Source organism: Martinezella lusitana, from assembly GCF_014207095.1.
Taxonomy (GTDB): Bacteria; Pseudomonadota; Alphaproteobacteria; order Rhizobiales; family Rhizobiaceae; genus Rhizobium; species Rhizobium lusitanum_B.
Window position 1 is genome coordinate 172,795 of sequence record NZ_JACHBG010000010.1, and the last position, 13,275, is coordinate 186,069.

The 13,275-nt window shown below is 58.1% G+C and carries 13 protein-coding genes; 6 read left to right on the forward strand and 7 right to left on the reverse strand.

Annotated features, from left to right (window positions below; all coding sequences use genetic code 11):
- The first annotated feature begins 355 nt into the window (after positions 1-355).
- Positions 356-652: an alkylphosphonate utilization protein gene (locus GGD46_RS20750; RefSeq protein ID WP_184707350.1), complete on the forward strand. Its 297-nt coding sequence runs from the start codon at positions 356-358 to the stop codon at positions 650-652.
- A 160-nt stretch (positions 653-812) separates the two neighbouring features.
- On the opposite strand, the gene serA is transcribed toward GGD46_RS20750, so the two are convergent.
- Together serA and GGD46_RS20760 are read right to left on the reverse strand one after the other, a co-directional pair.
- On the reverse strand, positions 813-2,051 hold the full coding sequence (gene serA, locus GGD46_RS20755) for a phosphoglycerate dehydrogenase (RefSeq protein WP_184707352.1): 1,239 nt from the start codon (positions 2,049-2,051) through the stop codon (positions 813-815).
- 23 nt (positions 2,052-2,074) lie between these two features.
- Positions 2,075-2,437, reverse strand: coding sequence for a hypothetical protein (locus tag GGD46_RS20760; RefSeq protein ID WP_184707354.1), 363 nt, complete (start codon positions 2,435-2,437; stop codon positions 2,075-2,077).
- Between the two features lie 111 nt (positions 2,438-2,548).
- Between GGD46_RS20760 and GGD46_RS20765 the strand changes: the two genes are divergently transcribed.
- The gene (locus GGD46_RS20765; RefSeq protein ID WP_184707356.1) at positions 2,549-3,382 is read left to right on the forward strand and encodes a heparin lyase I family protein; all 834 of its coding nucleotides are present in this window, start codon (positions 2,549-2,551) and stop codon (positions 3,380-3,382) included.
- 154 nt (positions 3,383-3,536) lie between these two features.
- On the opposite strand, the gene GGD46_RS20770 is transcribed toward GGD46_RS20765, so the two are convergent.
- Positions 3,537-4,076: a L,D-transpeptidase gene (locus GGD46_RS20770; RefSeq protein WP_184707427.1), complete on the reverse strand. Its 540-nt coding sequence runs from the start codon at positions 4,074-4,076 to the stop codon at positions 3,537-3,539.
- Positions 4,077-4,542: 466 nt separating this feature from the next.
- Entirely contained in the window at positions 4,543-5,016 is a 474-nt protein-coding gene (locus GGD46_RS34505; RefSeq protein WP_184707358.1) for a MarR family transcriptional regulator, read from the reverse strand.
- 419 nt (positions 5,017-5,435) lie between these two features.
- Here GGD46_RS34505 and GGD46_RS20780 point away from each other — a divergent pair, with 419 nt between their 5' ends.
- Genes GGD46_RS20780 through GGD46_RS20790 form a run of 3 tightly spaced genes read left to right on the forward strand, consistent with a single transcriptional unit; the run spans position 5,436 to position 8,481 of the window.
- On the forward strand, positions 5,436-6,470 hold the full coding sequence (locus GGD46_RS20780; RefSeq protein WP_246806413.1) for an HlyD family secretion protein: 1,035 nt from the start codon (positions 5,436-5,438) through the stop codon (positions 6,468-6,470).
- Entirely contained in the window at positions 6,467-8,059 is a 1,593-nt protein-coding gene (locus tag GGD46_RS20785) for an MFS transporter (RefSeq protein WP_184707362.1), read from the forward strand. Before GGD46_RS20780 ends, GGD46_RS20785 begins: the two co-directional genes overlap by 4 nt.
- A complete protein-coding gene (locus GGD46_RS20790) occupies positions 8,056-8,481 on the forward strand; it encodes a DoxX family protein (RefSeq protein WP_184707364.1) in 426 nt (141 codons plus the stop codon). Before GGD46_RS20785 ends, GGD46_RS20790 begins: the two co-directional genes overlap by 4 nt.
- A 47-nt stretch (positions 8,482-8,528) precedes the next feature.
- On the opposite strand, the gene GGD46_RS20795 is transcribed toward GGD46_RS20790, so the two are convergent.
- Together GGD46_RS20795 and GGD46_RS20800 are read right to left on the reverse strand one after the other, a co-directional pair.
- Positions 8,529-9,146, reverse strand: a complete 618-nt coding sequence (locus tag GGD46_RS20795; protein WP_184707366.1) for a trans-aconitate 2-methyltransferase — start codon at positions 9,144-9,146, stop codon at positions 8,529-8,531.
- A gap of 835 nt (positions 9,147-9,981) precedes the next feature.
- A complete protein-coding gene (locus GGD46_RS20800) occupies positions 9,982-10,839 on the reverse strand; it encodes a LysR family transcriptional regulator (RefSeq protein ID WP_184707368.1) in 858 nt (285 codons plus the stop codon).
- Between the two features lie 182 nt (positions 10,840-11,021).
- Between GGD46_RS20800 and GGD46_RS20805 the strand changes: the two genes are divergently transcribed.
- Positions 11,022-12,548 (forward strand): MFS transporter, encoded by a 1,527-nt coding sequence (locus tag GGD46_RS20805; RefSeq protein ID WP_246806414.1) that lies wholly within the window; start codon positions 11,022-11,024, stop codon positions 12,546-12,548.
- 385 nt (positions 12,549-12,933) lie between these two features.
- Here the strand turns inward: GGD46_RS20805 and GGD46_RS20810 are convergent.
- The coding region (locus GGD46_RS20810) for a hypothetical protein (RefSeq protein WP_184707370.1) at positions 12,934-13,275 on the reverse strand (342 nt) is incomplete at its 5' end.

Here is a 13,275-nt window from a genome sequence, read left to right on the forward strand (position 1 = left end):
GTTTATCGGCGTCAGACGCGCTCTTTCCGTCTCAAGCTAAGCCATGATTCTAGATTCGTCGCAAGGAAAATAGGGTTAACGGCGCGCTGAGCCGTATGGGAGGCATTAACCATGTTCCCCTCACATCCATGGTTCTGCCATTCCTCAATCGGCGAACTGAAGTCAGGTTTGGCAAAGCTTCAGGTGCGGTGTGGGCGGGAAGACCGGTCGTTTCCTAGGGGGCGTATCCCGAATCTCGACTGCCTAGGTTTACGCAGCCGCTTTCACCCGCTAGAGGTTTGACGACATGATCCGTCGTCGGCAGCATCTGGCGGCCGCACGGATCGCAGACCATAAAACGCGAAAGACGACTGATATGAGCGGCGACGATTACATCTATGACGAAGTAACTGGCGAATGGCGTCCGGCATCGGAGATTGCTCAGGAGCGAGCAAAGGCTGCAGAGGTCCGGGATGCTTCGGGCAATGTTCTCGTCGACGGCGATTCCGTCGTGCTGGTCAAGGACCTCAAGGTCAAGGGTGCGGGCCAGACCCTGAAACAGGGAACGGTCATTCGTTCGATCCGGCTGACCGATAATCCGGAAGAGATCGATTGCCGCCACGATGCCATCAAGGGGCTGGTCTTGCGCACCGAGTTTGTGCGCAAGCGCTGATTTGCGCCTCCGGTCACCCGGAGTTTCGCCGCGTCATCGCGATCCGGCGGGAATTGCAGACCGATGAACGGATGGCCGGATGCCGGCCATCATGGTCTTGGCTGCGCGCTGTGCTTATCCAGTGCGCGCCTTTGGTCGGAAAGCCGATTTCCGACTCGCGTCAGTAGAGCAATCGCGCCCGTATTGTTCCTGGGATCTGACGAAGCGCATCAAGTATCTCATCCGCGATCTGGCCGGCACCTTCGGCCTCGATGACCACATAACCCGTATCGCCATAGGTCTGCAGGAACTCGCCGACGATATTCAGTGCGCGGGACGAGAAAACCTCGTTGAGATTGTTGAGAATGCCGGGGCGATTTTCGTGAACGTGGATGAAGCGCGTGCCGTTCGGCCGCGGCGGCAACTGAACCTGGGGAAAGTTGACCGCGCCGAGCGTCGAGCCGACGTCGGAATATTCCACCAGCTTCCTGGCGACTTCCCTGCCGATACGCTCCTGCGCTTCCTCGGTCGAGCCGCCGATATGCGGCGTAAGAATGACATTGTCCAGGCCCTGCAGCGGCGTCTTGAAGCGCTCGCTGTTCGATGCCGGCTCCTTTGGGAACACGTCGACGGCGGCACCAGCAAGATGCCCATCCTTCAAAACCTTCGCGAGCGCTTCCAGATCCACAACGGTTCCGCGGGAATTGTTGATGAAGAGGGCGCCCTTCTTCATCCGGCGCAGCTCAGTTTCAGTGATCATGTTTTGCGTCGCGCTGGTCTCCGGAACGTGCATGGTCACGAAGTCGGAGATCTCCAGCAACTCTCCGAGCGTCGCCATCGATTCCGAGTTGCCGTGGCGAAGCTTGTCCGAGGGATCGAAGTAGCGCACGATCATCCCCATGCTTTCCGCAAGCACGCTGAGCTGCGAGCCGATATTGCCATAGCCGACAATACCAAGCGTTTTGCCGCGCACTTCGCGACTGCCCGCGGCGGATTTGTCCCATCCGCCCTCGTGCGCAGACGCCGAGCGCGGGAAGATCCGCCGGGTCAGCATTATGATCTCACCAATCACAAGCTCGGCAACCGAGCGTGTGTTCGAATAGGGGGCGTTGAATACGGGGATCCCGCGGTGCCGCGCCGCATCCAGATCGACCTGATTGGTTCCAACTGAAAAGCAGCCGACTGCCATGAGCTTGCGAGCCGAGCTGAAAATCTCTTCGGTCAGCTCCGTGCGCGAGCGAATACCAATAATGTGCGCATCGGCAATGCGTTCTTTGAGATCCTTGTCGTCCAGAGCCTTCGGCAGATGGGTGACGTTGGCGTAGCCGGACGATGAAAAATAGTCCACCGCCGTCTGGCTGATGCCCTCAAGCAGAAGGACGGAAATCCGATCGCGCGGAAGGGAAAGTTGTCGGGTCATTGAATTGCTTTCGCTTCTAGAATTCAACCAAGCTCGATGCCGCTCGTGCGCTGACGCCACGGACATTGCAAAATGTTTTGCGACCATCCGACCGGCAGCGCAAGAACAAACTCACCATCAATCGCGATCATGCCCAGCGGGCATCTTCCGATCCCGGCGATTGTCCGAGCCTTGGTGCGTCGCACCTTGATATCAGATGCAGCAAGGGAATATGATTTGCCGGCTAATGATGAGCTACTTATTGCACGGCCCTGCTCCATCAAGGCTGGTCGAGACTTGGCCATCGTGGATAATTGCAACACCCTTGACTTGCATTCTTTCGCCGCTACAGCTGCGTTTGAGGCTTTACGACCATAGTATTTGGCCGGGAAAGCTGGCTGGACCACTGCTTCTCAGACCCTTCGTTTTTCCAGCAAAGGCTGACGTTGATGATCCCGAGAACTCTACAGCTTGCCTTCCTTTTTTCATGCCTTGGCACTTTGAGCGGATCATATGCCGTGGCGCAGGATACCGCGCCCGTGATCTCCGGCAGTTTTGCCGATCTATGCGCCGCCAGTAGCGAACAGCCATCGAAGCTTTGGAAGATCAGCAGCCGGCTGGACCCGGCCTCGTGGAGGTCGCGTATCGTCTGCGACCTCTCATCTCCTTCCCGTCCAATCCTGCATATCACGGTCCACCCCGGTGACGCTCCTGACCAGAGTGTCGGCGACGCGCCCACCGAACGGGTGGAAATCCAGATCAAAAAACAGATCATCAAGTTCGACAGGCCGATCTGGTATCACTTCGCCTTTCGGCTGGAAGCCCCTTGGCAGGGGATCGGCAATCGCACGGTCATCCATCAGGTAAAGCAGAATATTCCGACGGAAGAGACGAAGCCCCTTGGGATCTGTCAGTCAGCCAACCCGCTCTTCAAAATCGAAGCCATACCGTCCGCCACAGGAGCAGACTTCGTTGCCAAGGTGAGGGGCACGACCGACTGCAATGCCGGACGCTCCAAAATCATCTGCGGTCCCTGGCACCTGAATGTGGGTGACTGGAACGATGTGAACGTGATGCTGAAGCCGAGCTTGCAGGAGGGAGAGAGCGCCTTACAGGTCTATCTCAATGGCCGTTCCTGCGATATCGCTTACACGGGGCGCCTCGGCTATCTCGATCACGGCGTGCGGGATGAGAATGGCCACCCCTTCATTGATACTCAACCGCGCTTTGGGATCTACAGAGACGCTCTACCCGATGTCGTGCAGTCAATTGATTTTGCAGATATCCAGTTCTGGTCGGCCGACCCTTCCGGCGACCCCACCTGGTCGAAGCAAACGGCATCCTCCAAGTGAGGTTCTCCAAATGATCGCCAAAGATCGTTTGGTCGCACTGAAGCCGGCGAAGTCTGCAAGCCGAAAGTGAACGACAAGGGGCAGTAGCGTCTGCCGTCCTTTCCGTTTCCCGCCTTGCCGAAGCTTTGCAGCCTCCGGCAACGGTGAATTGCGATCAGAGCACGACGACCTTTGTCCCCACGCCGACGCGGCCGTAGAGATCCATCACATCCGGATTGGCCATGCGGATGCAGCCGGAAGATACCGCCTTACCGATCGAGTTCGGCTCGTTGGTGCCGTGGATGCGATAGAGAGTCGAGCCGAGATAGAGCGCGCGTGCGCCCAACGGATTGTTGAGGCCACCTTCCATGCGGTCAGGCAATTCCGGGCGACGAGCGATCATCTCCTTGGGCGGCGTCCAGCTCGGCCACTCCGCCTTGCGGCTGATCGTTTGCGTCCCCTTCCATGAGAAGCCCTGCTTGCCAACGCCGATGCCGTATTTGAGAGCGGTTCCATCGTTGAGTACGAGATAGAGGCGTCTTTCCTTGGTGGAGATTACGATCGTGCCGGGGTCGTAGCCGGAGAAGGCAACAACGCTGCGCGGGATTGGCGATCGTGCCAGACTTGCCTGTCTGTCATCCTTGATCCCAGGACTGAACTGCGGAGAGACGGCGCGCGGATCGATCGAAGCCTGTCGTTGCGGACGGCGATCCAACGGGAAATCCTCGTCTTCATCGTCATAATATTCATCGCCGCGGCCGCGATAGGAGTAGTTGTCATTGTAGCGCCTATCGTCGCGATAGCGCGGCGGCGGTTCCCGCCAATCGCGTTGAATGACATAGCCGCCATCCGCATCGTCGCCATAATCAGGCAAATATCTCCATTCCTGGGCATGTACCGAGACGCTCGTCGAAAGCACAGCCAGAGCAGGCAAAAGAACCGATCTTATAGTCTTCATCTCACAAACCATGTTTCCCGGAGAACGCACGGGACTGCGCCCCGCGCGGGCGGGGTATGCGAGCAAGCGACAATTCCGGAAACCGCAGGCGTAATTGTGGCAGCGGCGACCGAAAGCCGACATTTTCCTATATGTATTTTAGTGGCGTGATACGGATGCACAGATGCGAGATGCGTAGGACATCCGCAATTTATCGCTCCGCTGCGAGAGATCATTGCATGCCTCAAGCAGAAGCTGGTGGTGCGCGTACAGGAACCCTGCTCGCTTCATTATGTGCAGCTGTCAGTATTTGCAGCATTTTCACGAAGGTATCGGCCCCCTCATCGCCAAGGGGAGCCAAAAGGCGGCGCTGGCTGTCCCTGACCTTGTCGGACATCGCATCGAGAAGAGCAAGTCCATCTTTCGTCACGGAGAGACGTCTGGCTCTTTTGTCGGCGGGATCGACTTCTCGCAAGATCAACCCCTGCGCTTCAAGTCTCTCGACACATTTGGTGATGGAGGATCTGTCCAGGGCGGAACGCTCCATCAGCCGCGTCTGATCCATGCCTGGCTCATGCGCAATCAGGGACAGGGCACCCCACTGCGCCGTCGTGAGGTCGAAGCCCTGGGTTTCCTCCAGAAAGACGCCGATCGCGATCTGATTGCATCGACGAATGAGGAATGCGGGGAGATTCAGTATTTCTTCGAGCGGCAACATAAAAATGCAGGTCCTCTTTTCCCGGTGACTTCCGTTCCCACGGCCTGATATTTCTGCGTGATCGTAAGCAAGTCATTGGGCTGCTGAAATTCAGGCCAAAGAATATCTGTATCAAGCCGCTCGCCGCGTCCAGATGGGGTCGGCATCACGCTCGACAAAGAAGGCGAATGGCTTGGAATGTGAGGGGCACTCCCGCGGAAACGAGCATTTATCCAAAATTAGTTGACTTACTGAATTTCAGTATGGAGAATATATAGACCGAATACTCCTCGGTCCGAACCCTCTGCGGTCGGGCCTTTTCTCATGGCTTTACGATGACATCCTCTCCCGCCTCCACACTCGACCCAAAAACATCTGCCTCTCTGACAGAATATCCACATTCACCAGCCCGAAAAATCCTGCGAGGGCTGATCGCGCCGTTGACAGCCTTGCTCCTGGTTCTGGGTTTTGTCGGACTTGTCACGGTGAACTGGGGGAAGTGGACGAGTCTTGCGGCAACGCAAACAACGGATGATGCCCAGATCCGTGCACAAACGAGCCGCCTGGCGAGCCGCATTACCGGAACCGTGCGAACCGTTGCGGTTCAGGATTTCCAGCGTGTTCACACAGGCGACCTGCTGATCGAGATCGATCCGACGGACTACAAAATTGCCGCAGACCAGGCACAAGCCGGCGTCGCTGCGGCTGAGGCGGCCCTTGCCAATCTTGGCAATCAACTCGCACTGCAACGGATCACGATCAAGCAAGCCGAGGCCCAGCGCGACGCCGCGGCGGGCAAAGAGCTCCAGACCCGGCAGGAAAACGATCGGCAGCAAAGCCTGGTGCAAACGGGAAGCACGTCCCGGCAAATAGTCGAGCAGGCGATCTCGGCGCATGTTACGGCCGAGAGCAACCTGCGGGCCGCCGAAACAGCCATTGAGGCACAGCAACTGCAGCTGACCGTTCTCGGCGTGATGCAGCAGCAGCGCAGGGCCGATCTGGCGGCAGCGCGTTCGGCCCTCGAAGCCGCGCAAGTGCGCCTCGGCTACACACGGGTTGTCGCGCCATTCGACGGCACCGTCGGCGAAAGGCAGATCCAGGTCGGCAACTACGTCGGCATCGGCACCAGCCTCATCTCGCTGGTACCCCAGTCGACGGTTCATGTCATTGCCAACTACAAGGAAACGCAGCTTCCGCGGGTTGTTCCGGGCCAACCCGTCGAGATTGCGGTTGACGCCCTGCCGGGTGTTGCCTTCAAGGGCCACGTCGAGCGGGTGTCGCCGGCTAGCGGCTCGCAATTCGCGCTTCTGCCTCCCGATAATGCCAGCGGTAATTTCACCAAGGTCGTGCAGCGCATTCCAGTGCGCATATCGCTCGATGAAAACCAGCCATCGCTTGACCGGTTGCGGGCTGGAATGTCGGTCGTCACCCGCATTCATGCGGAAGGAGATCGCGGCTCCGGGGCGCTGCAATGACGAGCCCGATCCCGGCGCTCGACATAGGGCCTATTTCGAAGGGCGCGCGCTCGCATCACCCGCTCTTCGCGATCGGAGCAGTAATGATCGGCTCATACATCGCCTCGTTCGACAGCAGGCTGTTCGCGATCGGGCTCGCCGATCTGAAAGGCGCCTTCTCCCTGAGCTTCGATGAGGGCGCCTGGCTCGGCACAGCAGCGTTCGGGTCGCAGATCCTGATTGCGCCTGCCGTCTCCTGGCTTGCGACAGTTTTCGGCGTGCGGCGGATTTTCATCGTGCCAAGCCTTCTCTACGCCGCCATATCGCTGTTCATTCCCTTTATCGGCGATTACGAAGCCTTGTTGGCGCTTCATGTGATCCGTGGCCTGTTGCTCGGCCTGTTCGTTCCTGCGACGGTGATGATTATCTTTCGGAACCTGCCGATGTCGTGGTGGCTTCCGGCCATTGCCCTATATGCCTTTCGGACGCCCTTCACGCTCAATGCCGGCGTTTCATTTGGCGGCCTTTACGCCCAGACGATTGGCTGGCAATGGATGTACTGGCAGGATGCGTTGGTCGCACCGCTGATGGGCATCTTCATGTATCTCGGGGCGCCGCATGAGCGCGTGAACCGCGAGCTGCTTTTCAAAGCGGATTGGGGCGGCATGCTGCTCTTCGGTGCCGGTCTCACCTTGCTCTATGTCGGCCTCGACCAGGGCAACCGGCTGAACTGGTTGGAGTCGGGCGTTGTGGTTGCCACGCTCGCCGGCGGCGTGACGCTGATCCTGGCCTTCTTCCTGAACGAGTGGCTTGTGCGAGAACCTTGGGCGAGCGCCACTGTGCTGATGTCGCGCAACATCAGCCTGATGCTGGTCGCCACCGTATTTTTCACGCTGACCTGCATTTCCAACACGACCCTTGTTCCCAACTTCCTGGCCACGGTCGGGCAACTCCGGCCGGAGCAAACCGGAAGCTTGCTGCTTCTCTACGGCACCTTGCCCTTGTTCATCTTGGTGCCCGCATGCGTTTTCCTCCTGAGGCGGATCGACAAGCGGTTCGTGATGATGCTGGGCTTCTCTGCTTTCGCAGCCGCAAGCCTTCTGGGGGCGACCTTGTCTCCCGACTGGCGGCTCGACAACTTCATCCCCGTCGTCGTGCTGCAGTCCATCGGCTACAGCTTCACTTTTCTGACTGTCATCGTGTTCGCGGTGGCCAATCTCAATCCCGCAAGGGCGACCGCCTTTTCCGCCTACATCCAGGTACTGCGCCTTGGCGGCACACAGATCGGTGTCGCACTCATGGGAACCTATATACGCGTTCGTGAGCAGATCCATTCCAATCTGCTCGGCCAGCACCTGGTCAATGGTGACGAGAGCGTCACGCAGTCTCTGAACGCATGGACATCGCTGTTCTCGGCGGACGAAATGAGCCTTGGGAATGCAAAGGCCATGAGCGCATTGAGCTCGGCGGTGCAGAAGCAAGCCTACGTCCTCGCCTATATCGATGGGTTCTGGTTGACGTTCTGGGTCGCGATCCTGGGACTTGCCACCATCGTGTTCATGGCGGGATCGCCAGCCGGGCCATTCACACCAAAGGGAACCGAAGCATGAACACCGCCGCTATTCAATCGCTGGCCGACTGGCCCTTGATCTTCCTCGCTCTGCGGATTGTGCTGACGACCCTGTTCTGGTCCGACGTCTTTCTCGGCATCGCCAAGTTCAATGACTTCGCGGGCGCGGTGCAAAGGGCCGGCTTACCATATCCGCACTTCGTTGCGGCGGCGGCGATCGTCTTCCTGAGTGTCACCTCATTGCTGGTCATCACCAATTTCAATCAGTGGGGATGGATCGCAGCAAGTGCGCTCGTCGTCTTCACGCTGTTGACGATTCCATATGGTCACGCCTTTTGGACCTTTCCCCAGCCACGGCGTGCACAGGAGCTTCATTTCGTCCTGGAACACATCAGCGTCGTAGGCGGTCTGTTGCTTCTCATCGCCGTGTTCCTGAGCAATGCCGGAGTGAGCCCGGTTTGAAGGCGATGATGCCCCCTGACGCATAGCTATTCAGAGATGCTCGGTTCTCAAACCTTCACGACAGTGGTGAATTGAAAGTTCTGAACCGCTCCCCATGGCGTCACGTGCTCATGACGGAGGGATTGAACGAGCCTGAAGTGGCTGCCAAGGGTAGCCAGCAAGCGTTCGGCATCGTAACGGGCGACCGGCAGGCCGCTGCATTTTTCCGGTCCATCGAGAGCAAACGTACCGATTACGGCCTTGCCTCCAGACTTGAGGCCGTCCTCCAGTGCGTGAACATATGCTTGCTGGTCTGTCTCGGAAGTCAGAAAATGGAAAGCCGCACGATCGTGCCAGAAGTCGTATTGTCGATCAGGCTTCCATTTTGTGACGTCGGCTACGACCCAGTTTACAGGAGCGTCATCTTCAAGTCGCTTCCTTGCCGTTTCAAGCGCGGCGGCAGACAGATCGAGGACTGTGACATGAGCTTGATCGAGTAAGAGCAGAGCATCGACCAGCCGCGAAGCTCCGCCTCCGATATCAATGACCGACATGTTCGGAGACAATCCCGCTTCTCGCAGCAGCGCCAGCGACAGGTCGGGCTTTTCTTCGTACCAACTGACATCGGTGTCGGCCTTGCTGGTATAGACGCCTTGCCAGTGACTCTGCTGCTCGTGGCTTGCCATTTTTCCGTCCTCCAGAGGTATTCTCCCGACATCATTGTCGCGGGTGGCGGGTGAAACATCAATCGGCCAGCGATGACAATGACGAGCTTTTGGGATCGCCAAGTGGCTCACGCTCGCAGGAGCGAACGAAAGCCACGAGATCTCCAGGCTTGGGCGAAGCTGCTTTAAAGGCGCACTCTTTTCCTTTGACGCCTTTGCGAGAGCTATGCGTGCGGATTGCCGGCTTTTTCCTGTTTTAGAGAGCAATGCTCGCAATTGCGCATGCAATCAACCCGGGATGCTTCCGCAACCTTCTTTAAATTGACCAGGACAGGTGCCATTGTCATGGCCATAGGGCATGATGCGCTCAGATTGAGCATGCAGGGGAGATCGCGTGAAAAGACGCATGTTGCTTATCGCAGGGCTTGTCGCGCTCATCTCAACTTCGGTTTCAGCCGGTCGATTAACTGGCCAATCGACTCTTGCTCAATGGGAGAGCAGCCGACGAGATGACCAGATGGCTTTGGCAAAGGATATCCTTGTCAGGACCGCCAGACGAGACCTCCGCAAAACAGCGGATCTGATGGCTTGCATAGAGAAAGTCGCGCGAGATCCCACTCATGCGAATATCCCGATTCATAAGATCGCGTCGCCGTGCCTGGTGTTGATCGACGCGGAGTAATTGTGAGAATTCTATTGCTGCCGGAACACGCGCGGAAGATTTTGACTAAGATTTTCGATGAATGATTTCATGTGGCATTTTGATCGAAGTGCGTGAGATCATGCTTTGGCATGAACGGCTCCGGCACTATGAATTGCTCCGACTCTATTCGCTTCCGCCGCCGGAAATCTAGCGCTATCGATACTTGCTCGGCTTTCGATGTTCACGGAAGGCAGCGGTGATGGCACGAAGGCTGTCCTTGGATTTTGGGTCAGACAGGGAAGAGTGCAGTACGACGGATAGAGAAGGTAGCGGCGGCAGGCCGAGGGCGTCGCCGACATCTACGACATCGCTTGGGGCGAGGCGGCGTGGAAACGGCGAAACCGCAAGCCCGGCCGATAGGGCAGCGGCAATCGCAGTTGTCCCGCCGACGAAGACTTCCGTCCATGGGATCGAAGATCGATCAAGCAGCCGGATCGCCATGTCGCGCACGGCGCAGGTCGGAGATAGGGCCGCCAGGGGCAGGGGCTCGCCCGCTCGATGCTCGAAATCCCGTGAAGCATACCAGCCAAAATGCTCTGGCCCGAGGATTTCGCCATCGCGCCTGTCGTCGTCGCTGCGGACAATAACGGCATCGAGTGTGCCTTCTTCAAAGGCCTCCAGCAGCGGTCGCGAGATGTCAAGCCGCACTTCTATGGTCAGTGCCGGATCGGCTGCCTTTAGACGTGCCAGCAGGGACGGTACTTCGGGTCCCATGACATGATTGGCGATTCCGAGCCTGAAGCGTCTGCGCGTTACGGAAAGCCCGGCGACGGCACGTTCATGCGCGGCTAGAAACTCCCGAGCGGAAGGAAGGAATGTTTCGCCATGGGCTGACAGACGGACATGGCGCGGCGTTCGTTCGATCAGCTTCCTGCCGACACGCTCCTCCAGGCGCTTCAGCTTGACGCTGACTGTCGCCTGCGTGGTGCCAAGCGCTTCTGCGGCGCGTGTGAAGCTTTGGAAATCGGCAATGGCGACAAAGACCTGCACGGCATCGACATCGAGCGACATCACATAAATCCAAATTTGTTATCACTGATATAGCTAGTCATAGCATTTTAACATGATCAAGTACCGGGTACAGATTTGAAAGTCGATGGCGCTTCGTCTTGCAGAATGCACAAGCATTGGCACTGACGCCCTCGAGCGTTCCGGCGCCGATCGACAAGGATTTTATGTCGAGAGGCGAAATTATGAGCAATATCCGGCACGGCGACCCAAGATTCGCCTTGGCTGCCATCTGTCTTTCAGCAATGATGTTCGGTCTTGAAATTTCGAGCGTCCCGGCAATATTGCCGACGTTGGAGCGGACCTTGCATGCCGACTTCCAGCAGCTTCAATGGACGATGAATGCCTATACGCTGGCAGTCGCGACCGTGCTGATGGCGGCCGGCACGCTCGCCGACCGTTATGGCCGCAAACGGCTCTTCGTCGGCAGCATGATTGCCTTCGGCCTCAGCTCGCTTGTCTGTGGTGTCGCGCCCAACGTCGCAATCCTCATCACTGGCCGCGCACTACAAGGGGCGACCGGGGGCGCGATGCTTATCTCCCAGATCGCAGTATTGTCGCAGCAGTATGGCGATGCGCGCGAGCGGGCGAAGGCTTTTGGCTGGTGGGGGATTGTCTTCGGCTTTGGCCTCGGCTTCGGACCGGCGATCGGAAGTGGCATCACCGCGCTCATGGGCTGGGAATGGGTATTTCTCGTGCATGTTCTGATTTCGATCCTGACGGTTTTTCTGGCCGTCGTCAGCGTGCGCGAGACGCGGGATCCCAATGCCCAACGTCTCGACATTGCCGGTATCGTTTCGCTATCCGCCGCGGTCTTCTGCCTGGTCTTTTACATCACGCAGGGTTCGCAGCTCGGATTCATCAATCCTGTTTCGCTCGGCGCCGCAGCCATTGCGGTTGTTAGCTTCATCGTCTTCTTGGCCACCGAGCTGTCCAAGGGTCATCCCATGTTCGATTTTACGGTCTTCAGGATCAGGCGCTTCTCAGGCGCAATCTTCGGGTCGATGGGAATGAATTTCAGCTTCTGGCCCTTCATGATCTACATTCCAATCTGGTTCGAAGCGGGCCTTGGCCTGGACGGGGTTGCCACGGGCATTGCATTGCTGGCCTATACGTTGCCGACGTTGATTGTACCGCCGTTTGCCGAACGACTTTTGCTTCGCCGCGGCCCCGGCCTCGTCATCCCCGCCGGTCTGTTCACGATCGGGCTCGGCTTTTTGCTTATGAAATTCGGCCCGGCTGCAGGTGAAGCGATCCTGCCGGTCACATTGCTTGGCGCCCTCGTCGCAGGTATCGGCCTCGGAGTGACAAACACACCGGTCACGAACACGACGACGGGTTCCGTTTCGAGCGATCGCGCCGGCATGGCCTCAGGCATCGACATGAGTGCGCGAATGATCTCGCTTGCCGTCAACATAGCGGTGATGGGATTCATTCTGATGAGCGGCATTCTTGCAAATCTGCAGGCCATGCTCCCGGTATCGGCGGATCCTACCTCGTTGCCCAGGCTGGCGGAGCGGATCGCCTCCGGCAATGTCAGCACTGCGAACGAACCCATGGCAAAGCTATCCGGCGAGATCGCACGCAAAGCGCTTACCGCGGGCTTTGATTGGGTGATGCTCTACGGCGCACTGAGCGTTTGGGGCCTGGCTTTGTTGAGCCTACTCGCTTTCGGGACGCGCGCGCGCGGTAGCGCAACCGCACCGGAGTGAGATTGCGCAAAGCTCGTGTTTATCGTGGCCATTGCGCTGGGACTAGGAGCCACTACTGCTGGTCGCGGCGAAGCGTTCATCGTGTCGACTTGGTCGCCGCGACCGGCCCGTTGCCTGCTCGGTTTGGCAATGTTCGCGGCTTCTGCTTAGTCCTCATCAAAGTGAAGGGTTGAGGTTGAGCGAGATTTCTTCGCCGTACCCAAAGTCCTGACCGAACAGGCATCAAGCCCGATCGCGAATTTGGCTGCTCGATGGCGCTCGTGTGCAAGCCCGAACCATTGGCTTAGGAGCACAGCGACCAGCATAATGAACAGGCGCGCTGACGGCAAAACTAGCTTTCGCGCCTCCGCAACTTCATGCGGAGGCGCTATTATCGTCTGTTGCTTTAGAACTTCTTTCCGGCGGCGAGTTTGGCGCCGACGGATTTCTGTCCATCGCCTTCGATGTTGAGGAGGAAGGAGGCATCGAGCATCCAGAAGTTCTGCGTCTGCAGGCTCATGCCGACGGTGACGGCCGCAAAGGCGCCTGAGCCGTCGAGCCCGGAGAAGCCGCCGGTCACCCCAAGCTTCGGCGTCACCTTCGCACCACCCTCCAGCTGGAACGACCGGGCGATCTCGGCGCCCAGGCTGACACGGAACTGCTCCTCGTCGAAGCCGTCAATGGTGATCGCATCGCCGGCGCCGTTCTTCACCGTGTAGTTGCTCACCGTTTCCGAGAAGTAGATCAT

Bases quoted from the DNA above. Each gene is read 5' to 3' on its own strand.
- GGD46_RS20750 (WP_184707350.1), top strand. From the start codon at position 356: ATGAGCGGCGACGATTACATCTATGACGAAGTAACTGGCGAATGGCGT.
- serA (WP_184707352.1), bottom strand. From the start codon at position 2,051: ATGACCCGACAACTTTCCCTTCCGCGCGATCGGATTTCCGTCCTTCTG.
- GGD46_RS34505 (WP_184707358.1), bottom strand. From the start codon at position 5,016: ATGTTGCCGCTCGAAGAAATACTGAATCTCCCCGCATTCCTCATTCGT.
- GGD46_RS20785 (WP_184707362.1), top strand. From the start codon at position 6,467: ATGACGAGCCCGATCCCGGCGCTCGACATAGGGCCTATTTCGAAGGGC.
- GGD46_RS20790 (WP_184707364.1), top strand. From the start codon at position 8,056: ATGAACACCGCCGCTATTCAATCGCTGGCCGACTGGCCCTTGATCTTC.
- GGD46_RS20795 (WP_184707366.1), bottom strand. From the start codon at position 9,146: ATGGCAAGCCACGAGCAGCAGAGTCACTGGCAAGGCGTCTATACCAGC.
- GGD46_RS20800 (WP_184707368.1), bottom strand. From the start codon at position 10,839: ATGTCGCTCGATGTCGATGCCGTGCAGGTCTTTGTCGCCATTGCCGAT.
- GGD46_RS20805 (WP_246806414.1), top strand. From the start codon at position 11,022: ATGAGCAATATCCGGCACGGCGACCCAAGATTCGCCTTGGCTGCCATC.